At 63.3% G+C, this 24433-nt stretch carries 25 protein-coding genes; 12 read left to right on the top strand and 13 right to left on the bottom strand.

Translation table 11 applies throughout. The annotated features are described in order from the left end of the window. Positions 1-3 precede the first annotated feature (3 nt). Entirely contained in the window at positions 4-903 is a 900-nt protein-coding gene (locus BLR66_RS02900; RefSeq protein WP_093280125.1) for a non-homologous end joining protein Ku, read from the bottom strand. 157 nt (positions 904-1060) lie between these two features. Here BLR66_RS02900 and BLR66_RS02895 point away from each other — a divergent pair, with 157 nt between their 5' ends. Next, complete coding sequence (locus BLR66_RS02895) at positions 1061-1468, top strand: low affinity iron permease family protein (protein WP_093280124.1); 408 nt, start codon at positions 1061-1063, stop codon at positions 1466-1468. A 66-nt stretch (positions 1469-1534) separates the two neighbouring features. Here the strand turns inward: BLR66_RS02895 and BLR66_RS02890 are convergent, their stop codons facing one another. From BLR66_RS02890 to BLR66_RS02870, 5 genes are all read right to left on the bottom strand, one after another. Further along, positions 1535-2824: an acetate kinase gene (locus BLR66_RS02890; RefSeq protein WP_093280123.1), complete on the bottom strand. Its 1290-nt coding sequence runs from the start codon at positions 2822-2824 to the stop codon at positions 1535-1537. A gap of 64 nt (positions 2825-2888) precedes the next feature. Next, positions 2889-3332 (bottom strand): hypothetical protein, encoded by a 444-nt coding sequence (locus tag BLR66_RS02885; RefSeq protein ID WP_093280122.1) that lies wholly within the window; start codon positions 3330-3332, stop codon positions 2889-2891. A 72-nt stretch (positions 3333-3404) separates the two neighbouring features. Then, a complete protein-coding gene (locus BLR66_RS02880) occupies positions 3405-4106 on the bottom strand; it encodes a C39 family peptidase (RefSeq protein WP_093280121.1) in 702 nt (233 codons plus the stop codon). Beyond that, on the bottom strand, positions 4103-4606 hold the full coding sequence (locus tag BLR66_RS19360; protein WP_093280120.1) for a hypothetical protein: 504 nt from the start codon (positions 4604-4606) through the stop codon (positions 4103-4105). The genes BLR66_RS02880 and BLR66_RS19360 overlap by 4 nt, the downstream gene beginning before the upstream one ends. A 112-nt stretch (positions 4607-4718) precedes the next feature. Continuing rightward, positions 4719-6047: a hypothetical protein gene (locus tag BLR66_RS02870; RefSeq protein WP_093280119.1), complete on the bottom strand. Its 1329-nt coding sequence runs from the start codon at positions 6045-6047 to the stop codon at positions 4719-4721. An 83-nt stretch (positions 6048-6130) separates the two neighbouring features. Here BLR66_RS02870 and BLR66_RS19105 point away from each other — a divergent pair, with 83 nt between their 5' ends. Next, on the top strand, positions 6131-6289 hold the full coding sequence (locus tag BLR66_RS19105) for a hypothetical protein (protein WP_176943741.1): 159 nt from the start codon (positions 6131-6133) through the stop codon (positions 6287-6289). A 101-nt stretch (positions 6290-6390) separates the two neighbouring features. Here BLR66_RS19105 and BLR66_RS02865 read toward each other — a convergent pair whose 3' ends face one another. The 5 genes from BLR66_RS02865 to BLR66_RS02845 all read right to left on the bottom strand — a co-directional run bounded on the left by BLR66_RS02865 (position 6391) and on the right by BLR66_RS02845 (position 13661). Then, a complete protein-coding gene (locus BLR66_RS02865) occupies positions 6391-6789 on the bottom strand; it encodes a fluoride efflux transporter FluC (RefSeq protein ID WP_093280118.1) in 399 nt (132 codons plus the stop codon). Next, the gene (locus BLR66_RS02860; protein WP_093284226.1) at positions 6786-8111 is read right to left on the bottom strand and encodes a replication-associated recombination protein A; all 1326 of its coding nucleotides are present in this window, start codon (positions 8109-8111) and stop codon (positions 6786-6788) included. Before BLR66_RS02860 ends, BLR66_RS02865 begins: the two co-directional genes overlap by 4 nt. Before the next feature lie 240 nt (positions 8112-8351). Then, the gene (lolA, locus tag BLR66_RS02855; protein ID WP_093280117.1) at positions 8352-8990 is read right to left on the bottom strand and encodes an outer membrane lipoprotein periplasmic chaperone LolA; all 639 of its coding nucleotides are present in this window, start codon (positions 8988-8990) and stop codon (positions 8352-8354) included. 294 nt (positions 8991-9284) lie between these two features. Beyond that, positions 9285-11243: a DUF3857 domain-containing protein gene (locus BLR66_RS02850; protein WP_093280116.1), complete on the bottom strand. Its 1959-nt coding sequence runs from the start codon at positions 11241-11243 to the stop codon at positions 9285-9287. 51 nt (positions 11244-11294) lie between these two features. Beyond that, positions 11295-13661 (bottom strand): DNA translocase FtsK, encoded by a 2367-nt coding sequence (locus tag BLR66_RS02845; RefSeq protein ID WP_093280115.1) that lies wholly within the window; start codon positions 13659-13661, stop codon positions 11295-11297. A gap of 367 nt (positions 13662-14028) precedes the next feature. Between BLR66_RS02845 and trxB the strand changes: the two genes are divergently transcribed. From trxB to BLR66_RS02815, 6 genes are all read left to right on the top strand, one after another. Further along, entirely contained in the window at positions 14029-14982 is a 954-nt protein-coding gene (gene trxB / locus BLR66_RS02840; protein ID WP_093280114.1) for a thioredoxin-disulfide reductase, read from the top strand. Between the two features lie 32 nt (positions 14983-15014). Then, a complete protein-coding gene (locus BLR66_RS02835) occupies positions 15015-15911 on the top strand; it encodes a metallophosphoesterase (protein WP_093280113.1) in 897 nt (298 codons plus the stop codon). After that, positions 15911-17035, top strand: a complete 1125-nt coding sequence (locus BLR66_RS02830; RefSeq protein WP_093280112.1) for a GNAT family N-acetyltransferase — start codon at positions 15911-15913, stop codon at positions 17033-17035. The genes BLR66_RS02835 and BLR66_RS02830 overlap by 1 nt, the downstream gene beginning before the upstream one ends. A gap of 79 nt (positions 17036-17114) precedes the next feature. Further along, complete coding sequence (gene aat, locus BLR66_RS02825; RefSeq protein ID WP_093280111.1) at positions 17115-17876, top strand: leucyl/phenylalanyl-tRNA--protein transferase; 762 nt, start codon at positions 17115-17117, stop codon at positions 17874-17876. 82 nt (positions 17877-17958) lie between these two features. Then, on the top strand, positions 17959-18177 hold the full coding sequence (infA, locus tag BLR66_RS02820) for a translation initiation factor IF-1 (RefSeq protein WP_079726088.1): 219 nt from the start codon (positions 17959-17961) through the stop codon (positions 18175-18177). 209 nt (positions 18178-18386) lie between these two features. Beyond that, the gene (locus BLR66_RS02815; RefSeq protein WP_143014532.1) at positions 18387-18752 is read left to right on the top strand and encodes a DUF2059 domain-containing protein; all 366 of its coding nucleotides are present in this window, start codon (positions 18387-18389) and stop codon (positions 18750-18752) included. Between the two features lie 77 nt (positions 18753-18829). On the opposite strand, the gene clpA is transcribed toward BLR66_RS02815, so the two are convergent. Together clpA and clpS are read right to left on the bottom strand one after the other, a co-directional pair. After that, complete coding sequence (gene clpA, locus BLR66_RS02810) at positions 18830-21112, bottom strand: ATP-dependent Clp protease ATP-binding subunit ClpA (protein ID WP_093280109.1); 2283 nt, start codon at positions 21110-21112, stop codon at positions 18830-18832. A gap of 171 nt (positions 21113-21283) precedes the next feature. Continuing rightward, positions 21284-21604, bottom strand: a complete 321-nt coding sequence (gene clpS / locus BLR66_RS02805) for an ATP-dependent Clp protease adapter ClpS (protein WP_093280108.1) — start codon at positions 21602-21604, stop codon at positions 21284-21286. Positions 21605-21674: 70 nt separating this feature from the next. On the opposite strand from clpS, the gene BLR66_RS02800 reads away from it, so the two are divergent. From BLR66_RS02800 to hflD, 4 genes are read left to right on the top strand one after another with little or no spacing between them, the layout of a single operon-like run. Continuing rightward, positions 21675-22181 (top strand): YbjN domain-containing protein, encoded by a 507-nt coding sequence (locus BLR66_RS02800; RefSeq protein WP_093280107.1) that lies wholly within the window; start codon positions 21675-21677, stop codon positions 22179-22181. After that, entirely contained in the window at positions 22182-22658 is a 477-nt protein-coding gene (locus tag BLR66_RS02795) for an NUDIX hydrolase (RefSeq protein ID WP_093280106.1), read from the top strand. Continuing rightward, entirely contained in the window at positions 22655-23785 is a 1131-nt protein-coding gene (gene mnmA, locus BLR66_RS02790) for a tRNA 2-thiouridine(34) synthase MnmA (RefSeq protein WP_093280105.1), read from the top strand. Before BLR66_RS02795 ends, mnmA begins: the two co-directional genes overlap by 4 nt. Continuing rightward, positions 23782-24393: a high frequency lysogenization protein HflD gene (gene hflD / locus BLR66_RS02785; RefSeq protein ID WP_093280104.1), complete on the top strand. Its 612-nt coding sequence runs from the start codon at positions 23782-23784 to the stop codon at positions 24391-24393. Before mnmA ends, hflD begins: the two co-directional genes overlap by 4 nt. Positions 24394-24433 lie beyond the last annotated feature (40 nt).

The following is a 24433-nucleotide window of genomic DNA, read 5'->3' as shown; positions in this document are numbered from 1 at the left end:
CCGTCAGCTCGCCTTGCGCTTGGCCGCCTTCTTGGCAGGCGCTTTGGCGGCCGCCTTCTTCGTCGCTTTCTTGGCTTTGACGGCTGCCTTTTTGGCTGGCGTCCGCTTCTTGCTGTCCAGGCTCTTCTGCAGCAGGGACATGAAGTCCACCACATTGGTGGCCGCGTCTTCGGGCTCGGTGCTGGATTCGACGATCTTGGTGGTGGCGCCCTTCGACTTCACCCGCTTCTGGATGATGGCCTGAAGCCTTTCGCGGAATTCGTCGTGGTAGTCGTCCGGCGACCACTTGCCCGACATGGAAGAGATCAGTTGCTTGGCCATCTCCATTTCCTTGGGCGTGATCCGATAGTCGGATACCTTGCCGCCGGGAAGTTTGTAGTCGGTCGGATCCACCAGTTCCTGCGGATACCTCAGCAGGATCAGCACCAGCGCGTCGTCTTCGGGCATGACCGCGCACAGGTATTCGCGGGTGCGGATGACCACGCGGGCGATGCCGATCTTCTTGCTCGACTTCAGGGTTTCGCGCAACAGCACATAACCCTTCTCCGCCTTTTTACCCGGCACCAGGATGTAGGGTTTCTCGTAGTAGCGCTGGTCGATGCTGCCTGCGTCGATGAAAGCCTCCACCTCCACCGATTCGTGGCTCTCCGGAGCCGCGGACTGGATGTCCTCCTTCTCCACGGTGACGTAGTTGCCCTTGGAATACTCGAATGCCTTGACGATATCCTTCCAGGGGACTTCCTCGCCGGTTTCGGCGTTGACCCGTTCGAAACGGATCGGATTCTTGTCGCGGGAATCCAGCATGCGGAAATGCAGATCCACCTTGCGTTCTCCGGACATCAGCGAGACGGGGACGTTCAGCAGGCCGAAGGAAAGCGTGCCGGTCCAGATGGGTCTTGCCATGGGGATCTCCTTGATTGGGCGGCCCGCTGTGCTTGAGCCGACCGGGAACCGATACCGCCGCAGCCGTTATACAAGCGTGAGGAGCCGCAATGGGGCTTCACCTCCGGTTTCGTTCTGCCGCGCATCATGCGCAGCATTCCTTCACGGAGCCGTACGGATGAAACTCGCAAAGACCTTCAACAAGCTGGCCCAGTCCACCGCCAAGTTCACGGGCAACCCGCTTTGTTTCGGTCTGGCGGCGGCGATCGTGCTGGTATGGGCGGCCACCGGTCCCTTCTTCGGCTTCAGCGAGGTGTGGCAACTGGTGATCAATACCGGCACGACCATCATCACTTTCCTGATGGTGTTCCTGATCCAGAACACGCAGAACCGCGATACCGAGGCCATGCAGATCAAGCTGGACGAGCTGATCTTCGTCACCCGGCTGGCCAACAACGAGCTGCTGGATCTGGAAGAGCTGGAAGAAGCGGAACTGGACCGGGTGCGCCAGCGCTACGAGGACATGGCCAAACAGGCCAAGGCCGAACGCGAGCGCAAGCTTGCCGACAAGGCGAACAAGTCGTAATGCTCGGCGGAGGTCGCGCGCCGTGATAGGAGCTTGTCCGGGCCGGCACCAGGCTCGATGCCCAGGTCAAAACGTGACCGGCACGCGTACCGTGAAGCTGAGATCCGGCGTGTCGCGGGTAAGGCCTGCACCTAGGGCGACGTTCAGAGACGCCTTGTCGTTGAAACGGTAGGTTCCTCCCAGCAACAGCGTGGCCAGAGTGACGCGTACCGCGCCAGCAACGTCCTGGCCGTTCTGCTTGGTCTTGCCGATGATGTTCTGGTCGTAGCCGATGCTGATCGCGGCTTTTTCGTTGAGCGCCAAGCCCATGCCCAGGTTGAAGCCGATGATGTCGCCGGCTTCGACGTCGCCCAGGAATTCTTTCTGTCCGCCGATAACGGTGCGCGAGACGTCGCTGCGCTCGAAGTTGTGCAGGTAGCTCAAGCTGCCGAAGAAGACCACCGGGTCGGAGGGGAACAGCCAGGTGATGCCCGGCTGCAGGGCTTCGAAACCGCTTCCGGTGGGCAGTTCCAGCGGAAGGCCGGTGCCGGTGGTGTTGCCGATGCAGCGGGTGACGCAATCGGTGGTCACCTCGAACAGGTCGGTGCCGGTACGGCTCTTGTAGCGCAGCCAGGCCACGTAATACGGTCTATCCGGACCGCCGCGGTTGAGTTGGTAGCGGGCGGTCACTTCCACATCGCCCATGCCGCTTCCGTTGGCGTTGAACACCCGGTCCACCGCCGAGCCGGTAAAGATTTCGCGGCTGACCGTGTCGCTGTTGACATAGACGTAAGGCAGCCTGGCTTCCATCTCGAAGCGGTTGCCCATGCCGTAGCGCGCGGTCAGCACGGCCGTAGCCGAAGTGGTTTTCACCTGGCGCACGTCGATCAGGCCGATCAGCAGCGCGGGGATAATGGTGTAGCCGACCAGGGCGACGCGGTCGTTGGACGCGTATCCGTATTGCAAGCCGGGTTCCAGCACCAGCGTGCCGGAAGGGGTCAGCACGCCGGGCTGATCGAAGATCTGGGCCACTTCTGGAGGTCTGTTCTGCGATTCGGGCGCCTGCCCCACCGGCTGTCTCGACGGCTGCTGTGCGGCGGCAGTCTGTGCATAAGTCGGTACCTGCATGCTACCGGTGGTGAGCGCCGGCGCGGGCATGCCGCGGGCGCGCGCATTGGCCAGCAGCTCTTCGTTCAAGGCCTGCTGCAGTTGCGAGAGATTCCGCTCTTGCGTTTCCAGCGAGCCGCGCATGTCTTCCAACTGACGCGACTGCTCGTTGATCTGTCGCTGCAGTCCGTCCAGCTTGGATTCTTCAGTAACGGAAACGGATTCCTGCGCGTGCAGCGATCCGCAGATCGCCAAGGTCAGACAGGCCATGGGTAGAAGAGCAAGCAAATGCGACGATCCCTTTCGTTTCATGCGTTGTCCCCGGTAGCCTGATTCAAGGTGATCCTGGTGCAGCGATAAGCGCGTTGTGCAGCGCGCCGTAGGTGTTCATTTCCTGCAGCATGCCCAAGGTGTCCACGCCCACGTTCAAGGTGGTCAGCGCGGTTATGGCCTGGCCGTCGAGCGTGTTCTGGATCACCAGCGCGTTGCCGCCGGCGCCGGGATCGATGCGGTTGCCTTCGCCGATCTGCACCACCCTGCCCTCGTTGATGGCGGCCAGCGCGCTGGCCTGGTCGGCGGTCATGCGGCTCAGGTCGGGAATCTGCAACGTCGCACTGGCGACGAGTTGCCCGTTGACGTAGACCAGCCGTTCGATTCCGAACGAGAGCACCATTCCGGACGGCATCATCAATCCGCCGCGCATCTCGGCCAATCGCGCCGGATCCACCGGTACCCACTCTTCGCCAAGAAGCAGCGGCGAATCGGCTCGATCCGCCATGGCTGGAAGCGGTAGGCATGCGCTTATCGCAAGCGTGCACAGGGAAGCTAGACCGGCGATGGCGTTCATGGCTCAGATGTCTCCCGGGCCGCGTCGGGGCATGGCGATATTGCGCAGCCCTTCGCGTTGGATGCCCATGTCCAGCGGGGCTGGCGGCGCGGTGCGCCAGTCGCGCGGGTGATTGAAGCGTGCGATCTCGCGCCGGTTATGGATCACGAACAACACCCGGTTGTCCCACAGCGCCTCGAAGCGCGCACGCGACATCGCTCGGGTGCCGCGCGCAGGATCGCCCAGCAGTACGCGACCATTGCGCAAACCCTTGACCACGACGAAATGCCGATAGCCGCGGTCGTTCAACAACACGATCGCCGGCACGCCTTCTTCGGACAGCTTGTCCAGCGGTAGTTCGAAGCCGTCGGCCTCGAAACCCCGCGATTGCAGATAGCGCCGCATGTCCAGCATGGAGAAGCCTTCCTTGCGGATCTTGGCCTGGTCGCCGTTGGTGTACATCTTCACGAAGACCTGTTCTTCGTTCGCCGGCACGCCGTACTGGTAACTCAACAACGTGGCCGTAGCCGCCGATCCGCAACTGAAATCGTAGCGTTGGGGCACGGTGGTCCTGAACCGCGCCTCCTTCAAACTGGTGATGCGCAAGCCGTAGCTGCCGCCGTACGGCGCGCGCACGTCGATTCCTCCCGCCCGCACCGGCATGGCCCATGCCAGTAGCGACAAGGCCAAACCGGCGACCACAACCAGGGATACGGCTCTGGTCATGGCGTCGGCGCCACGAACTGCACGTTCACTACCATCCCATTCTGGATCAGCACGTTGCTGCCGGTGTTCTGGATCACCGTGTTGATGCCGTTGCCGTTGGCGAACGACCCGTCGCTGATGACATTGGCGCCGCTGACGATATGGTCGGCGGTATTGCCTTCGACGGTTCCGTCTATCAGCACATCGTTGTCGACGGTGCTTTCCCCACCGCGCAACTGTTCCAGTTCTCCGGCATCGACTGGAATTCCGATGCTGGGCTTGCTGACTTCATCGGACGATGCTGCGACCGCTGCCGTCGGTTGGATTTCCTTGCCGAAAAGCACGCCGTCGGGGAGCTTGTCGCTGTCGGCAACGCCGTCGACAAGCACGAAGGCCACAGTGCCGGTTGCAGGCAGGCCATCGGCGTCGTGCCCCTGTACAGACGCTTCGGTGGAGCCTGCCAGGCAGGGGCTGGTCGCTAGCACACAGGCTAGCGACAAAGTGATGCGATTGATGCGCATGGTGGTTTCTCCTTTTCCACGCGTTCCGCACGCGCCCGCCGTCCGTTCCGGCACGATCGTGCGCGTGATGCACCGGGCCGCCGTAACGGACCGGTGCATCGTTGCGAACCGCTTACGGACCTACGGTCAGGTTGGCTTGCACGGTGATGCCCTGCTGGATCAGCGAGGCTGCGCCGCTGTTCTGAGCCGCCACCATGACGCCCGCTGCCGATTGGCCGACGCTGGTCATGTTGTTGGACATGTCGAAGGCGCCTGCGTCGTTGGCCACTGAACCGCCATTGCCGCCTGCTCCGCCGACCGCGCCGTTGCCGACGCCGCCATTGCCGGTGCCGCCGTTGCCATCGCCGCCCACGCCGCCTTCGGCGCCCATCGCGCCTACTGCGCCATCGCCGGCAGTCGCATCGCCATTGGTCGCGCTGGAGGACGCGCCGCCATTGGTGGCATCGCCATTGGTGGCCGAACCGCCATCGCCGCCGTTGCCCGCGGTGCTGGCCACGTCGCCGCTGTTGCCGCCCGTGCCGGAACCCGCGCCGCCGGTAGAGGTGGCCGCACCTGAGGTGCCCGCGCCGCCACTGGCTGTTGCGGTGCCACCGGTGCCGGTGCCGTCGCCGGAAGTGCCGGCGCCGCCGGTTCCGGTCGCATCGCCGCTGGTCGCGCTGCCTGCACCGCGCTCGCGCACGCGTCCGCTCTGACCGTCGCCATCGCCGCCGCCGGCCGCACTCAAGCCGCCGCCGTCGCCGCCGCCGGCAAGAGCGTCACCGCCGCCGGCCGCGCTGAGCGCGCCCGCATCGCCGCCGTCGCCATCGCCATCGCCGCCGCGGCCGCTATCGTTGTGGTCGGAACGTCCGCCACGGCCACCGTTGCCGGCGTTGGCGTCGCCGATCCAGGCGCTGCCGTTGCTGGAATCGCCAGCCGACGCGCTGCCGTTGTTGGCATCGCCGCCGGAACCGCCACTGCCGCCGTCGCCGCCGTCGCCGCCATTGCCACCGTAGCCATTGCCGCCGTTGCCTTCGCCGCCGTAGCCGTCGCCGCCGGCACCGCCGCGGGCGCCATTGGCGTCGCCCCAGTTGTTGGCGACATTACCGATATCGTGCACGCGCACATCGGTGACATAGCCATTGAGCTTGGTCGTGGCGATGGCCTTGCTGTGGTTGAACGAATTCGAGAAGGTGGCCGTGGCCGTTCCGCCATTGTTGGCGGCGGCAGTGCCGAAGCCGTCCGCATAAGCGACGCCATTGGCGCTGTTGTCGCTGTTATCGCTATTGTCGCTGTTGTCACTGTTATCGCTGTTGTCGCTGCTGTCCGTAAGAGTGATCGTGTCGATCGCTACCTGCAGATTCTCGCCAGCGCCGTTTTCGGTGTTTTCCGCGGCAAACGCCTGGCCGCCCAATCCCAGGCCGAGCGCGACCGCAGATGCAATCAAGGTCTTTTTTGTACTCATCTCCATTCTCCTGACACGTCGGCCCGATACCCAGGGGAGGCATCAATCAAGCGACGTTCGTCGCATTAACAATGCGATTTGTTATGAGCGCGCTTGTGTCGTGTGAAGAAAAACTAATGAATGAAGAGGGTGGGAAACCATCGGGCGGCGTTGTATCGGCGGTTACACAAATTCGTGCCAAGAACGCAGCCAAAATCAGCTACCGGACAAATTCGATGGAATACGCTGAAAAATGGCGCTGAAAAACATGCGCTTCACGGTTAACAAAAAAGGCCAGGCGTGGATTGCAACCGCCCGTTTTTGAGGCGATTTCAGGCGTAAAAACATGCCCGATTGCGCAGCCTCATCCGGGCATCGGCCACGCTGATTGTCCTATCCGCCAGCCTGCCAGTACTGCGACCAGTCCCAATGCGACGTGCAGGAAAACGGTCAGGCCCAACCAGGCCCAGCGTTCCGCGCGTACCAAATACAGCAAGTCCAAGCCAAACGCGGAAAACGTGGTCAGGCCGCCCATCAGGCCGGTCAATAGCAGTGCACGCCAGAAATCGGTTTCGCTGCGCTGCAATATCCAGACCAACAGCAGGCCTGCGAAAAAACATCCGACGACGTTTACGGCCAGGGTGGAAGCGGAAAATGCGTGCTGTGCGGTTCTGGGCAAGAGCAGATTCACTCCGTGGCGCAACAGCGCACCAGCCGCGCCGCCTACGGCTACTGCGACGGCCTGCATCAAAGCTGTGCTCATGTTTCTGATTTCTTGCCGCTACGCGGCTTGTCGTTGCTGCGCCGCGCTTCGCTACGAGCCGCACGCAAGCGATCTATCTTTTCCTTCAACTTGATCTCCATGCCCCGCTCCACCGGTTCGTAATACACACGCTCGCCCATCGCATCGGGGAAGGCGGTCTGGTCCAGGGCGATACCGCCCTCAGCATCGTGATCGTATTGGTAGCCGGTGCCATAGCCCAGCTCCTTCATCAGTTTGGTCGGCGCATTGCGCAGATGCATGGGCACGTCCTGGGTGCCGTATTCGCGCACATCGCGCTTGGCGGCGCCGAAAGCTACGTAACCGGCATTGGACTTGGCGGTGCTGGCCAGGTAGATCACCAACTGCGCCAAGGCAAGCTCGCCTTCGGGGCTGCCCAGGCGGTCGTAGGTTTCCCAGGCTTCGATGGCCATCTGCAAAGCGCGCGGATCGGCCAAGCCCACATCCTCCACCGCCATGCGGGTCATGCGCCGCGCCAGGTATCCGGGGTCGCAGCCCCCATCCAGCATGCGGGTAAGCCAGTACAGAGCGCCATCGGGGTTGGAGCTGCGCACCGATTTGTGCAGCGCCGATATCTGGTCGTAGAACTGCTCGCCGCCTTTGTCGAAACGGCGGGTGCGGTCCGCGAGCACCTGCAGCAGGGTCTGCTCGGTGATCTCGCCGCCCTCGCCGAGCGCCAGTTCGGCCGCGATCTCCAGCAGAGTAAGCGCGCGGCGTACATCGCCATCGGCCGCGCCGGCGATTTCGCCCAGGGACTGCTCGGATACCTGGATACCCTGCCCGCCCAGGCCACGTTCCTCGTCGGCCAGGGCATGCCGCATCGCTTCCATGATGTCCTCGCGCGACACCGCTTCCATAACGTGCACGCGGCATCGCGAGAGCAATGCGGAATTCAATTCGAAGGACGGATTTTCGGTGGTCGCGCCCACGAAAATGATGGTGCCGCGTTCGATATGCGGCAGGAACGCATCCTGCTGGGCCTTGTTGAAGCGATGCACCTCGTCCACGAACAGCACGGTATGGCGCCCGTCGGCGAAACGGTGCGCGGCTTCGGCCAGTACCTGCCGCACTTCGGGCAGTCCCGACAACACCGCGGAGATTGCCTTGAATTCGGCGTCGGCGTACTTGGCCAGCAGCAGCGCCAGCGTGGTCTTGCCGCAACCGGGCGGACCCCACAGGATCATCGAATGCACATGGCCCGACTCGACCGCACGGCGCAGGGCGCTGCCCGGCGCGAGCAGGCGGCGCTGGCCGACCATTTCGTCCAGAGTTCGGGGCCGGATGCGCTCGGCCAGCGGACGCATCGCGGTGCGGTCCACGCTGAGCAGATCGGGTTCGTCGGTCAGTTTGTTCTTCGGCTTCGCCACTGGGACATTCTAGCGGTCACCGGTCGCAGACGATGCAAAGCAGGTCGGGGCTACGCCCCGACGCCTTGGAACTTGAACGAAAAACGTAGGTCGGGGCCACGTCCCCGACGCTTTGGCGGAAAAATGCCCTGTCGGCCGCGTAGAGCCCGCCCCGTACTTGATACGGGGGCCGACTTATTAGATGTCGCCGACGATATCCACACCCTTGCCCGGCGTGTACTTGAACGTGGTCGCGGCGAATGCCGGATTGCGCTTCCAACCGCTGAAGCTGATTTTGGTGTTCTGGCCGACGGCATCGAGCACTTCCATCCGGCTCAATCCGCCCCTGCCGAAGCCCAGGCGTGCGGACTGGAAGCTGGCCTCGCCCTCGCTCTTCGGCGTAAGGGTCAGCCATTGCAGGCCGTCGGCGGTACCGGATTCCTTGACGTTGAACTGCTGATCCAGTTTGGCCGGGTCGATCAGCGCCGACAACGGGCTGTTCTGTTCTTCGCTGCCCTGCTCGCGCACGGTGACCTGCTGGAGGTCGGGGTCGTAGACCCACACCTTCTTGCCGTCGGCGACGATGAGCTGCGGGTACGGTTTGGCGTATTCCCAGCGGAACAGGCGCGGCGTGGACAAGGCCACGCGGCCGCTGGAGGATTCCTTGAGCTTGCCCTTGGCATCGTAGACCTGCTGGCTGAACTGCCCGTCCAGGCCCTTGAGGCCGGTGGTGAAGGATTTCAGGTCGTCGCGCGCTCCGGCGCAGGCATTGCCTGCCAGCAGTGCGGCGCCGAGAAAAAAGACACCGAAGGAAAACGTATGGAGGGGCTGTTTCATGAGGATCCCTGGGGAGCGATATGGCGACAGTGTCGCGAGTTGAAGCTGAACACGCACCGATTTGGCTGGACCATCGATGAATCGCGTCGAATCATTGGAACCGGGGCATTAAGTAAAAAGAACCGGGATTAAGTAAAGCCGTTCGTGGTGGCCCTGTCGAACCACGCTCTTGGTGCGGTGCTTCAGGTCCGGCTTACCACACACACTCTGTTGCGCGAAAAGCGTGGTTCGACAGGCTCACCACGAACGGGAATTTATATTCTTGGGTATCCGAATAAAGCTAGATGGATAGCTTTAGCGCACAACCTCCTCTGAAACCTGCGCCGTATTCAAGTCCCCGTATACGATCTGTGCGCGGAATCCGCGGCGTACGTACTGGTAGAGCTCGCGGAAAGCAGGATAGTCGGCGGGCAGGCACAGCTTGTCGGGTCCATGGATGGCGTTGAGGCTGAGGCGATGCGTAGCGGTCACCACCTGCCCTTCCCGCTTCCAGCTGGCTTCATACTCGCCGGCCGCGTTGCTGAAACGGCTGCTGCGCGGGATGGCGATGAGTGGGACCGTCGCAGGGAATTTCAGCGTATAGGTTTCTTCCCGCAGGCTGTCGTTGCAATAGAACGGCGTGGCGTTGGTTTCGCTGGAAGCGGTGGCGTAGATGCCGCGCATCGAATCGGCGCCCGGCGGATCCGGAAGCGTCATTCCGCCGACCACGCTGAAATCGACGTAGTCGGTGGCGTCGAACTCGAACGAATAGCCGAACGGCTTGCCCAGATCGTCCACGTCGCCTTTCAGTTTCAGGCGTCCCACGCCATTGAAGCCGGAAGCGGACATGATGGACTCTTCCACCCGCGCCCGGTTTTGCAAGGTGAGCTGCGAGAACGAGCCGCGCAAACCGATTTCGCCCGAAGCGCCGCTGTCCTGCAGCGTATATCCGCTGACATCGCCGTTGGCGGTGAAGGTGTAGAAACTGTCGGCCCGGTAGGCGCTCACCGCAGGGCTGTTGGCGGGCGTGCGCGAGAGCTTTCCATCCGCTGTGTGCACTACCGGTGCCCCCAGGTCGCTGGCGGGCAGCTGGCCGAAGCGCGCGTACGGGCTGGTGGAATCCAGATAAAGATCGAATTCCGGCAGATAGTTGATCGCGTGGTTGAAGCGGCCCAGCACCGCGACCGGCGGCAAGGTCGGCCCGCCGCCTGCGCCGATCAGCACGGGCGTGCTGGCGATGCCTTTGGCGGCCAGCAGCGCTTCCAGGATCACGGTGTGGTCTTTGCAGTCGCCGTAACGGTTGGCCAGGATGCTGTCGGCCGAATTCGGCTCCAGGCCGCCATTGCCCAGATAGACGGCGACGTAGCGGATGTTCTTGGCGACCCATTCGTAGATCGCGGCCGCTTGCGCGCGGCTGTCGCCGATGCCTTTGGTGATCTCGTCGGCGCGCGACCGCAGGGCCGGGGTGAGCGCGGCCGCTTCGGCGCCTTTCAGCTGGTAGGCACGGCCCATCGCGGAGAAATCGGGATAGGTGCTGGCCATGATGGTGGGGCCGTATTCCCAGCCGGCCGCGGTCCAGTTCTGGTTCTGCATCGGGTTCCTGCGCTGATAGGTCCATGACCAGTGCGCCGTGTCCCCCTCTACTCTGGGGCGATCGCTGCCCTGCACGTCACGGGTGTACAGATGCATGGGCAGGCTTTTCGGCGCTCTCAGGGTGATCTTGGCGTCGTCGTACTGGGTGAACAGGCTCAGGTTTTCCCACAGGCCGAAATAGCCGGGAAAATACGGAGCGTTCTGGCTCTGCCGATAGCGGTAGACCAAGCGCGTGCCGGGCGAGAGATTGGGGAATACGATGACCTTGACCTTGCGGTCGGCGTACATCGCGGCCGAGGCGCTGGAATAACTCTCCTGGGTGTAGATCTTGTCCGCCGGCACGTCGTGGCGCTCGCCGTCGGGCGTCAGCGTGTAAGCCGCCAACACTTCCAGCGACTCCATCTTCTCGCTGTAGCTCAGGCGCACCTGGCTGAAGTTGTCCACGCCGGCCTTGGTCTTGATCAGGATTTCGTATTCGTTGGTTTCCACGCTGGTGGCGTCGGCCTTCACTTCGTAATCGGCACGGTAGCGGACGAAGCTGAAGCTGTTGACGGGTTCCTGCGCGGCGGCGGGCTGTGGCTCCGTTGGAGCAGTCGTCTGGGTCGAGCTCGCCGGTTCTTGCGCCAAGGTGGCGGAAGAAAAGGCGATCAACAGCAGTGCGGCGATAGGTCGCATGCGCATTTTCCGGTTATCCGATGGAGTGCCGCAGGAATGCGGTCGTTGCCGGCGTCATCAGTCGCGCGGCGGCGGCGCCAGCACGCTGCGATCGCCGTTGTGTTCGGGCGGAGTCACTACGCCTGCCGCTTCCATGGCTTCGACCAGGCGCGCGGCGCGGTTGTAGCCGATCTTCAGCCGGCGCTGCACGCCGGAGATGGAGGCCCGGCGCGTTTCGGTGACGATGCGCACCGCTTCGTCGTAGAGCGGGTCGCTTTCGGCGTCGCCCGATCCCGCCGCGGCTTCGGGCAGGCCGGTGGCTCCGACCACGGTGCCGTCGCCCATGGTCTGGATTTCCTCCAGCACGCCTTCGATGTAGTCGGCCTTGCCGGTGGCTTTCAGATGCTCGACCACGCGGTGCACTTCTTCGTCGCTGACGAAGGCGCCATGGATGCGCTCGGGCATGGCGGTGCCGGGCGGCAGGTAAAGCATGTCGCCCATGCCCAGCAGCGTTTCGGCGCCCGACTGGTCCAGGATGGTGCGCGAATCGATCTTGCTGGAAACCTGGAAGGCGATGCGGGTGGGGATATTGGCCTTGATCAGGCCGGTGATCACGTCCACCGACGGGCGCTGCGTGGCCAGGATCAGGTGCATGCCGGCGGCGCGCGATTTCTGCGCCAGGCGCGCGATCAGTTCCTCCACCTTCTTGCCGACGATCATCATCATGTCGGCGAATTCGTCGATGAAGATAACGATGAAAGGCAACGTCTCCAGCGGCATCGGCGCTTCGGACAAATCGGGGTTGGGCTTGAACAGCGGATCCATCAATGGCTGCCCGGCATCCTGGGCATCCTTGACCTTCTTGTTGAAGCCGCCCAGGTTGCGCACGCCCACCGCGCTCATGAGCTTGTAGCGGCGCTCCATTTCCGCCACGCACCAGCGCAGGCCGTTGGCAGCCTCCTTCATGTCGGTGACCACCGGCGCCAGCAGATGCGGAATGCCCTGGTAGACGGACAGCTCCAGCATCTTCGGGTCGATCATCAGGATGCGCACGTCCTTGGCGCTGGCTTTGTACAGCAGGCTCAGAACCATGGCGTTGACCGCAACGGACTTGCCCGAGCCGGTGGTGCCGGCGACCAGCAAGTGCGGCATGCGCGCCAGATCGGCCACGGTCGGGCGGCCGGCGATGTCCTTGCCCAAGGCAATCGTCAGCGGGCTGGGCGACTTGTCGTATTCCTTGGAACGCAACAGCTCGCTGAGGTAGATCATCTCGCGGCTGGTATTGGGGATTTCCAGACCGATCACCGACTTGCCGGGAATCACGTCCACCACGCGCACGGATTTCACGCTGAGGCCGCGGGCGATGTCCTTGTCCAGCGAATTGACCTGGCTGACCTTCACGCCGGGCGCGGGTTCCATCTCGAAACGCGTGATCACCGGCCCCGGATAGGCGCCGACCACCTGCACGTCGATGCGGAAGTCCTTGAGCTTGAATTCGATCTGGCGCGACAGGGTTTCCAGGGTTTCCTCGGAATACCCCCGGGTCTGCGGCTTGGGATCGTCCAGCAGCGACAGCGGCGGAATGCCGGAGTCGTCGCCACCGGTACCGTGGAACAACGGGATCTGCTGCTCGCGCTTGGCGCGGTCGCTCTTTTCGATCACCGGTGCCGGCGGCGGTTCGATGTGCACGGGTTCGCGGCGGGCGCGCTGCACCGCGTCCACCTTGCGGACTTCCTCGCGCTCCTCGCGCAGCACGCGGGTCTGTTGCCATTCCGCCGCTTGATGGGTGCCGCGGCGGAACAGCGCCGGCAACGCCATCACGCCCTTGCCGATGCGCTCCATCACTGCGAACCAGGACAGGCCGGTGGCCAGGGTCACCGAAACCAGGAACAGGGCCAGCAGGAATAGATTGCCGCCCAGGCTGCCGAACAAGGTGTTGAGCGAACTACCCACCAGCTTGCCGAGGATGCCGCCCGGCCCTGCGGAGAAATCCGCGGCGGGCAGGTCACGCATGAACAGCAGTCCAGTCGATGAAATCAGGAAGCCCACGATGCCGACCAGGCGTAGCGCCGGCCCCAGGTCGGCCTCGCCATCGCCATCGGTATCCATGCCAAACAGCGCTATCCACGCGACCACGCCCAGCATGATCGGCAGCAGGAAGGCCACATAGCCGCAGAACGAAAGCAGCAATGCCGCCACCCAAGCCCCTACTCGTCCGCCCAGATTATGGATGGGTGCGGTCAGGCTACCGGACTGCGTCCAGCTGGGATCGTCGGGCGAATACGTGAACAGACTCGCCAGCAGATAGAGCAGCAATGGCGCGATGGCGATCAGCGCAAGATCGCGCCACAGGCGCTGGCGGCGCGGATTGACCGCCGACGCCTGCTTGCGGGCGGCCGAATTGGCGCCCTTGGCTTTGGAAGTTTCCGGAAGCTGCTTTGCCACCTATCGACCAGACCTTAAGAATGCTGCATTAGTCTTTGATAATAAACGAATCAGGAAGGGATTTCAGTAGCAATCCGCCATTGTGATGCGATTACCGGTAACCGAGGATCTCCATGATCCCGTTCGTGGTGAGCCTGTCGAACCACGCTTTTCGCGGACGAGCTCAGTATTCGGTGCTAACCCGCAAAGAGCGTGGTTCGACAGGCTCACCACGAACGGGGCTATGAGATCGCCACAAACCAATACGCATCAGCGCATTCCACCGGTACGCCTTGATTCAACTTCGCCCCACCGCCACTCTATGCGCTTGCCGAAGCGATGCGAAAACGCAGCCGCATCGCCTTTCCCACCTTCATTTTGAGTATACATGAGCACTTCAAAGCACTGCCGTCTCTTGATCCTGGGTTCCGGCCCCGCCGGTTGGACCGCCGCTGTCTATGCCGCGCGGGCCAACCTCAAGCCGGTCCTGATCACCGGGCTGCAGCAAGGGGGTCAGCTGATGACCACCACCGAAGTGGACAACTGGCCGGGCGACGCCCACGGCCTGATGGGCCCGGACCTGATGACGCGCATGCAGGCGCATGCCGAGCGCTTCGACACCGAGGTGATCTTCGACCACATCCACACCGTGGACTTGGCCCAGCGCCCGTTCAAGCTGATCGGCGACAACGGCGAGTACACCGCCGACGCCCTGGTGATCGCCACCGGCGCTACTGCCAAGTACCTGGGCCTGGAATCGGAAGAGCACTTCAAGGGCCGCGGCGTGTCCGCCTGCGCCACCTGTGACGGGTTCTTCTACCGCGACCAGGATGTGGTGGTGGTGGGCGGCGGCAACACGGCTGTCGAGGAAGCGCTTTATCTCTCCAATATCGCCCGCAAGGTCTACCTGGTGCATCGCCGCGACACTCTGCGCGCGGAAAAGATCATGCAGGACAAGCTGTTCGCCAAGGTCCAGTCCGGCAAGATCGAACTGGTCTGGCACCACGCGGTCGACGAAGTGCTGGGCAACGAGGCCGGCGTCACCGGCGTGCGGGTCAAGTCGGTGCAGGACGACAGCACGCGTGAGATCACCGCGCACGGGCTGTTCGTGGCCATCGGCCATACGCCCAATACCAGCCTGTTCGAGGGGCAGCTGGCGATGAAGAACGGCTACATCACCATCCGCACGGGCCTGGACGGCGAAGCCACCGCCACCACCGTGCCGGGCGTGTTCGCTGCCGGCGATGTGGCCGACCAGGTCTACCGACAGGCCATTACCTCGGCCGGTTTCGGTTGCATGGCCGCGCTGGATGCCGAGCGCTTCCTCGATAAGGACGCCTGAATAGCCGCATCCTCGCAACGGCCGCGCAGGGCATGGACAAGATCCTGATCAAGCACTGCCTGTTCTATGGCAGCTATCTCGCGTTCCCGTTCATTGCTTACCTGCTTTGGCGGATGCGCAAGTCGGGAAAGCGCGTACGCATGTTCGCGGGCTGCCTGCTGGCGCTAAGTCTGTTGTTCGTATGGGCGCGGTTCGTCGAGCCGCAGATGATTCGGGTGCGGGAAACCACGCTTTCCGGAACCGGCATGAATGCCGACATCGCCCTTATCAGCGATATCCATCTGGGAATCTACAAGGACCCGGAGTTCCTCGAGCGCATCGTCGGCCGCATCAATACCTTGCCGGCCGATGCAATCGTAATCGCGGGTGATTTGACCTACGAGCCAGAACCAGGCGCGTTGCCTGCGCTTTTCGCCCCGCTCGCCCGGGCGCGCAAGCCGGTGTATGCCGTATTGGGCAACCACGACCAGCAGGCTCCCGGCCCGGATATCGACCAGGCCTTGCGCCAAGCGCTGACCGATCACGGGGTGGAGATCCTCGAAGGCCGTCTCGTCGATACACGATCCGGCTATCGCTGGGCGGGATTGGGCGATCGCTGGGCAGGCAAGGACGATCCTGCTTTCCTCAAGGCCAGGCCCGCGGCTGTGCCCACGATCGTGGTCGCGCACAACCCGGACAGCGCGATGGGGCTGGCACCGACCGATGCGGCGATCGTGCTGGCCGGACATACGCACGGCGGACAGATCCGGATTCCCTGGCTATACCGGCGTGTCATACCCAGCGCTTATGGCTTCGACCGTTCCGAGCAGTTCGCCCATACTCGGGAAGGGGATGTGCGCGTCTTCGTTACCACGGGGGTCGGAGAAATCGGACTGCCCATGCGCTTGTTCAACCCGCCTACCATCGATCTACTGCACCTGCGCCCTTGATGCCTTCTGTGCGCACGCTCGACACCTTGAGCCGAATTCCCGCGGCGCAGTGGGATGCGCTGCACGACGGCCGCAACCCATTCGTTCGTCACGCCTTCTTGTCCGGTCTTGAGGAACACGGCTGCCTGCGCGAGGACTGGGGCTGGATTCCACAGCACATCACCTTGTGGGAAGGCAGTGAACTGGTGGCTGCCGCCCCCGGCTACTTGAAAACCAATTCGCACGGCGAATTCGTGTTCGACCATGCCTGGGCGCACGCCTACGCGCAGTATGGACGGGACTACTTCCCCAAGTGGCTGGGCGCGGTGCCCTACTCGCCCGTCACCGGGCCGCGCCTGCTTGCGCGCACGCAGGCGCATAGGACAGCCCTACTGGACGCCACTATCGTGCAGGCGCGCGATGGCCGCTTGTCCTCAGCCCACATCAATTTCCACACGGACGAGGAGGATTCCACGTTCGGCCCTGAATGGCTGGCCCGTACCGATGTGCAATACCACTGGCGCAACGAAGCGGGCTGGAAGGATTTCGACGGCTTCCTCGCCGCCTTCGACCACAAGCACCGCAAGAACATCCGCCAGGAACGCGCCAAGGTGCAGCGCGCCGGCATCGGCTTCCGCGTCGTGCACGGCGACGAGGCCAGCGACGAGGACCTGGCGACCATGTTCGCCTTCTACCTGCTGACGTTCCGCGATTATGGAAACTCTCCCGCGCTGACCCTGGAATTCATCCGCCATTTGGCCCGAACGATGCCTCGCAACCTGGTGCTGTTTCTGGCCGAGCGCGAAAGCCGTCCGATAGCAGGTGCGATGTGCCTGCGCGGCGGCGACACGCTTTACGGCCGCTATTGGGGTGCCAGCGAAACCTCGCCCGGGCTGCATTTCGAAACCTGCTACTACCAGGGCATCGAATACTGCCTGCGCGAAGGCCTGAAGGTCTTCGAACCCGGCGCCCAGGGCGAGCACAAGCTGGCACGTGGCTTTCTGCCGACCTTTGTGCGCAGCCGGCACTGGATCGCCGATGCGGACTTCGCCGATGCGCTGAAGCACTGGTGCGCCGAGGAAACCCGCTCGGTGCAGCGCTATGCCGCCACGCTGGCCTCCCATTCCCCTTTCCGCCACCTGTAGGAGCGGGCCCTGCCCGCGACGCTTTTGCTGGTCGTCAAAATAGAGCTTCGCGGGCAGGGCCCGCTCCTACAATGGAGGGATGAGCCGCCATCCTGTCTTGCTTGGCATTGATCCGGAATCGCCCTTCCCTCCGGCCGAGGCCGCGCTGCGCCAGCCCGATGGTCTGCTGGCCATCGGCGGAGATCTTTCTCCGAGGCGCCTGCTCAACGCCTACCGCCAAGGCATCTTCCCCTGGTATTCCCAAGGCCAGCCGGTGCTGTGGTGGACGCCGGATCCGCGCATGGTGTTCCGTACGGAAGGCGTCCGGTTGTCCTCGCGTTTCCGGCGGCAGCTGCGCCGAAGCGCGTGGCAGGTGCGCGCCGACACCGCGTTCGCCAGCGTGGTCGCCGCTTGCGCCGGCACGCCCCGGCCGGGCCAGGACGGCACCTGGATCACCGATGACATGCAGGCCGCTTACCTGGAGTTGCACCGGCTGGGCCATGCGCATTCGGTCGAGGTCTTCGATGTCGGGGATTCGAATGAAAACCGCCTGGTCGGCGGCATTTACGGGGTGGCGATCGGCCGGATGTTTTTCGGCGAAAGCATGTACAGCGGGGAATCCGGCGGGTCCAAGGTGGCGCTGGCCGCGCTGGCGCTGCGTTTGCGCGAATGGGGATGGCCGCTGATCGATGCCCAGGTGGAAAATCCGCACCTGTCCAGCCTGGGGGCGGAAAGCTGGCCGCGTTCCCGGTTCCTGGCCCAGGTGGGCGTGCTTACCCGGATCCCGGAAGCTGGGGGCGTTTGGACCCGGCGCTTCGGCATAATCCAGGCCGCCGCACTAGCGGAAGTCAGCGCCGATTAACGCATTTTTTGCATGCACGGCGGCCGGCGCGTAGAATCCCCGCTCTTACGGCCCACGCCGCTCGCTACACCTACAGGTTTACATGTCGAAAGACGACTCAATCGAATTCGAAGGCACCGTCACCGAGACGCTGCCCAACACCATGTTCCGGGTCAAGCTGGAGAACGGGCACGAAATCATCGCCCACATCTCCGGCCGCATGCGCAAGAACTACATCCGCATCCTCACCGGCGACAAGGTAAAGGTCGAAATGACCCCCTACGACCTGACCAAGGGTCGCATCACATACCGGATGAAGTAATTTCATCAAGTCATTGATAACAAAGGCGACTTCGGTCGCCTTTGTCGTTCTTGCAGAATCTGCGCCCTAACCGGCCGCCTACCGACTTTGCATGCTTTGGTCTGAGCACGTGCGATTGGTCACCGACACTTCAAGCAGATTCATGCCTGCCCCGGGTTGCCTAACCTGAGCTCAGCCCACTTCCGGGCTGTCATCCTGGTCAGGCTCAGATGTTCAAGCTCAAATCGACAATGATTCTCGTGGCCCTTTTGGGTTTCGCGACCGCAGCCCACGCTCAGCAGGACAACGACAAGCTGGCGGATTGCGTCGACCTGCCTACCGATTACCAGGCCACGCGCTTCGGTTCCCAGTACCTGCTGGTCAAAGACGGCGATAACTACTACCGGCTCGGATTCGGCGGCAGTTGCAGCGCCATTTCCCTCTCATCAAGCGTCAAGATCAGCACTGAAGGCCAGGCCAACCGGCTGTGCCCGAAGGAAACAAAAATTTCGACCAAGCGCGACAGCTGCAATGTGCGCGAAGTGATACGTGTGGACGAGCACGAATACCAGCAATACGCCCGCAAGAATCGATGATGGCGGAATAAACCCAGCGTTATGGACAAAAAAGGCGGCCGAACGGCCGCCTTTTCCATCCGTGTCTGGATTGCCGCCTAGACAGTCGCAGGCAACAGCCGCTCCGGTTCGGATTGGGCGACGACCACCAGGTCGTCGTCCTTCACGTCGATGCTGACGCGCCCGCCGCCCACCAGCTTGCCGAACAGCAACTCGTCGGCCAGCGGACGTTTGACCTTGTCCTGGATCAGGCGGGACATCGGGCGTGCGCCCATCAACGGGTCGAAACCGTGCTTGGCCAGCCAGTCGCGTGCGGCCGGCGTGCTGGACAGGCTTACGTGCTTCTCCTGCAGCAGCATTTCCAGCTCGATCAGGAACTTGTCCACCACGCGCTGGATATGATCGAAGCCCAACCCCTGGAACTGCACCACCGCGTCCAGGCGATTGCGGAATTCGGGAGTGAAGCTCTTGCGGATCACTTCCATCGCATCAGTGGAATGGTCCTGCTGGGTGAAACCGATGGTGCGCCGCGCCGCCTGGGTGGCGCCGGCATTGGTGGTCATCACCAGGATCACGTTCTTGAAATTGGCTTCGCGACCGTTGGTGTCGGTGAGGATGCCGCGGTCCATGACCTGCAACAGGATGTTGAAAATATCCGGGTGCGCCTTCTCGACTTCGTCCAGCAACAGCACGCAATGCGGGGTCTTGACGATCTTCTCGGTCAGCAGGCCGCCCTGGTCGAAACCGACGTAGCCCGGAGGCGCGCCGATCAGGCGGCTGACCGAATGCGATTCCATGTATTCGCTCATGTCGAAGCGCACCAGTTCTATACCCAGCTGCAGCGCCAGCTGCTTGGTCACCTCGGTCTTGCCCACGCCGGTGGGGCCGGCGAACAGGAAATTGCCGATCGGCTTGTCCGGATTGGCCAGGCCCGAGCGGGCCAGCTTGATCGCAGAGGCCAGCGTCTCGATGGCCGGATCCTGGCCGAAGATCACCATCTTCAGGTTGCGCTCCAGGTGCTGCAGCACGTCCTTGTCGGACGAGGACACCTGCTTGGCAGGAATACGCGCCATCTTGGCCACGATGGTCTCGATTTCCTCGACGTCGATCAGGCTCTTGCGCACGCCCTCGGGCAGCAGCTGCTGGCGCGCACCGGCCTCGTCGATGACGTCGATGGCCTTGTCGGGCAGCAGGCGGTCGCCGATGTGCTTGACCGACAGGTCCACCGCCGCCTGCAACGCGTCGTCGGCATAGGTGACGTGGTGGTGGGCTTCGTATTTTGGCTTCAGGCCCTGCAGGATCTCGAAGGTTTCGCCGACGGTGGGTTCGACGATGTCGATCTTCTGGAAGCGGCGCGCCAGGGCGCGGTCTTTTTCGAAGATGCCGCGGTATTCCTGGAAGGTGGTGGAACCGATGCAGCGCAGCTCGCCCGAAGCCAGCGCGGGCTTGATCAGATTGCTGGCGTCCATGGTGCCGCCGCTGGCCGAGCCGGCGCCGATGATGGTGTGGATTTCGTCGATGAACAGGATGGCCCCAGGCAGCTTCTTGATCGCCGAGAGCACGCCCTTCAGGCGCTTTTCGAAGTCGCCGCGGTACTTGGTGCCCGCGACCAGCGCGCCCAGGTCCAGTGAGAAGATGGTCGCATCCAGCAGCACTTCGGGCACCTGCCCTTCGACGATGCGCTTGGCCAGACCCTCGGCCAGGGCGGTCTTGCCCACGCCGGCCTCGCCCACATAGAGCGGATTGTTCTTGCGGCGGCGGCACAGGACCTGGATGGTGCGCTCGACCTCGTCGGCGCGGCCCACCAGCGGATCGATCTTGCCGCTGCGCGCCAGTTCGTTGAGGTTGCTGGCGAATTCGGCCAAGGCGTCGCCCTTGCCCTCGCCCTCGGCACCCTCGCCGGTCTTGCCCTCGCCTTCGGGGTGGCCGCCGGATTCGTGCTCCTCGCCCTGCTTGGCGATACCGTGCGACAGGTAATTGACCACGTCCAGGCGGGTGACGTCCTGCTGGGTCAGGAAATAGACCGCGTGGGAGTCTTTTTCGCCGAAGATCGCAACCAGCACGTTGGCGCCGGTGACTTCCTTCTTGCCCGAGGACTGCACGTGGTAGACCGCGCGCTGGAGCACGCGCTGGAAGCCCAGGGTGGGCTGGGTGTCGCGCCCATCATCCTCGGCCAGGCGCGAAACGGAGGCCTCGATGGCCTGTTCCAGGTCGTTGCGCAGGCGTGGGGCGTCGCCGCCGCAAGCCTTGAGCACGGCCTGGGCCGAAGCGTTGTCCAGCAGGGCCAGCAGCAGGTGCTCCACGGTCATGAATTCATGCCGGGCTTCACGGGCGCGCTTGTAGCACTGGCCGATGGTTTGCTCTAGATCTTTGCTGAACATGGGTTACTCCGACTGCTGTTCCCCACAATATGAGGCCTGTCCGGCGGATTTCCACAACCCTTTCGGGTTTCAGTGTTCAGGATATGGAAAGCACCAATGGCCAAAGGCCAAGCTCAAGATCTGGCCGCCGCTGGCTCCCATTTGCCCTTTACCCTTCTCCCTTCACCGCTTTTACGCCTTTTCCATCGTGCACAACAGCGGGTGCTGGCTCATCCGTGCGTATTCGTTGACCTGGGAGACCTTGGACTCGGCCACTTCGCGGGTATAGACCCCGCAGACGCCGCGCCCCCGGGTATGGACGTGCAGCATCACCTGGGTGGCTTTTTCGATATCCATGGCGAAGAACTGCTGCAGTACCAGCACCACGAAATCCATCGGGGTGTAGTCGTCGTTGAGCAGCAGTACCTGGTACAGCGGCGGGCGCGCCACCTCCGGTTTGCTGGTCTCCACCAATACGCTGTGGTCGCGTTCGTTTTCGTTATTGCGGGGCATGGGAGAATTATACGGATTGGACGGGCCGCATCGCTGCCCGCACAATTCATGAAATCACTGGAGAACCGCCTTGCACAGGAAATCGCCCCTCAAGTCCCTCTCGCTGGCCCTCGGTATCGGCCTTGTAATATCCGCGCCACTGGGCGCCCAGGAAACGGAAAGCACCGTTCCGGATGCGCGCATCAAGGCCCAGCTGACCGAGCTGGGCTACAAGTACGAGCTGGACGAGGACAACGATTTCAAACTGGTCTTCGAGGTTGGCGACGAGGGCCGCAGCCAGATCGTATACGTGCTGTCCGGGGTGGAGACCTATGGCGAGCACTCGGTGCGCGAAGTCTGGTCGCCGGCCTACGAATCGCCCACCGAGGATTTCCCCGGGCCTGTGGCCAACCGCCTGCTGGAGGCCTCCAACATCGCCAAGCTGGGCGCCTGGGTGAAGCAGGGGAAGAACGCGACCTTCGTGATCAAGATTCCATCCGATGCCAGCAAGGAAGAACTGGACGATGCTATCGACGCGGCCATCAAGCTTGCCGACGAAATGGAAAACGAACTCAGTCCCGGCCAGGACGATCTGTAAGTGAGTTACCGCGAAGGCCGTTTCTGGCAGCCTGACGTGACCGTGGCCACTGTGGTGGTGCGCGACGGACGCCTGTTGATGGTCGAGGAACGGGCCCAGGGCAAGCTGGTGTTCAATCAGCCGGCCGGCCATCTGGAGCCGGATGAAAGCCTGTCCGAAGCGGCCCTGCGCGAGACCCGCGAAGAAACCGGTTGGGAGGTGAAATTGACGGCATTCATCGGCGCCTACCAATGGAAAGCCGTCGATTCCGATGGCAGCGGCGACCGGCATTACCTGCGTTTCGCTTTCGCCGCCGAGCCGCTGAGCCACGACGCGGCGCGCGAGCTGGATGAAGGCATCGTGCAGGCGTTGTGGATGACGCCCGCGGAATTGCAGGAACAGCAGGCGCGTCACCGCAGCCCGCTGGTCTGGCAGGTGGTGCAGGACTACCTGGCGGGACGCCGCTCGCCGCTATCGATGCTGCAGCAGATCGCATGAGCACGCCGCGCGTCATCGTGGGCGTGTCGGGCGGCGTTGATTCGTCGGTGGCCGCCCTGCAGCTGGTGAGGGACAGCGAACGGACCGGCGACTCAGTGGCCGGGCTGTTCATGCAGAACTGGGCCGACGACGGCAGCGGCGACTGCCGCGCGGAAGAGGATCGCCGGGATGCGGTGGCGGTCTGCGGAAAACTGGGGATCCCCTTCCATTTCCGCGATTTTTCCGCCGAATACTGGCAAGGAGTGTTCTCGCATTTCCTTGCCGAATACGCCGCCGGCCGCACGCCCAATCCGGACGTGCTGTGCAATCGGGAAGTGAAATTCAAGCATTTCCTGGATGCGGCGCGCGAACTGGGCGCCGAGAAGATCGCCACTGGCCACTATGCGCGCATCGCTCACGAGCGCGGCATGTCCAAGTTGCTGCGCGCGGTGGATCGTAACAAGGACCAGAGCTACTTCCTGCATCAGCTGGGCCAGGCCCAGTTGTCGGCGACCTTGTTTCCGGTGGGCGAGCTGCAGAAATCGGATTTGCGCGATATCGCCCGCCAAGCCGGATTGCCGACCCACGACAAGAAGGATTCCACTGGCATCTGTTTCATCGGCGAGCGTGATTTCCGCGAGTTTCTCGGCCGCTACCTGCCCGCCAGGACCGGCGAGATGCGGGACCCCGGCGGACAGAAGATCGGCGAGCACCCCGGAGTTTTCTATTTCACTCTCGGCCAGCGCGAGGGCCTGCAGATCGGCGGCGTGCGCGGCCGCGCGGCCGCCCCGTGGTATGTGGTCGGCAAGGACGTGGCCAGCAATGTGCTGTACGTGGATCAGGACACGGCGAGCCCTTACCTGCAATCCACGGCGTTGTGGTCGGAAGCCACGCACTGGGTGGCAGGAGATCCTCCGGCCGATGAGTTCGTATGCACGGCGCAGACGCGCTACCGGCAGGCGGACGAACCCTGCCGCGTAAAAGTCACGGACGACGGCGCATTGGAAGTAGTTTTTTCGAATCCCCAACGGGCCGTGACCCCGGGACAATCGGTGGTGCTTTACCAGGGCGATGTGTGCCTGGGCGGTGCGGTGATCGCGCGCACCAATGCGCCTCTGGAACAGAAATTAGCGGAGCAGGCAGCTTGAGCAGACCCCTTCCAGAACGCGTGCTGGCCTTGGCCGGCGTGGTCCAGGCGCTGGCCCAGGTGCGGCGCATCGCAGAGACCGGCCAGTCCGACGCCAGCGCGGTGCAGACTGTGCTGGACAGCGTGTTCCGCATCGATGCCGACACGCCGCAGGCCGTCTACGGCCGTGCCTCCGATCTGGCGCCCGGCTTGCGCCTGCTGCGCGACTATTTCAACAAGGAAACCGCCGACGACGGCCTGCCCCGCCTTGCGCTGGCGGTATTGCAGCTGGAAAGGCGCTTCGTGGGCGAAACCAATACCGTGGCGGCGGTGGCCAGCGGAATAAACGAGATATCGGCCCAGGCCGAGTCCGCCGGCAGCACGCATCCGGACGTGCTTTCGGCATTGGGCACGTTGTACGCGGACACCATCAGCCACCTGCGCCCACGTGTGATGGTGCAGGGAAATCCGCACTATCTGGGCCAGCCTGGCGTGGTGGCGGAGATCCGCGCCATTCTGCTGGCGGCGGTGCGTTCGGCGGTGCTGTGGCGGCAGCTCGGCGGCAGCTATTGGGATTTCCTGTTCTCGCGCCGTGCGATGGCCGATGCGGCCAGCGAGTGGTTGCGTTAAAACCACTGTAGGAGCTGCGTAAGCTGCGACCGGATGGTAT

Source organism: Pseudoxanthomonas sp. CF125 (assembly GCF_900104085.1).
Taxonomy (GTDB): Bacteria; Pseudomonadota; Gammaproteobacteria; order Xanthomonadales; family Xanthomonadaceae; genus Pseudoxanthomonas_A.
The sequence above is the reverse complement of the archived record's forward strand: the minus strand, read 5'-3'. Positions and strand labels throughout refer to the sequence as shown.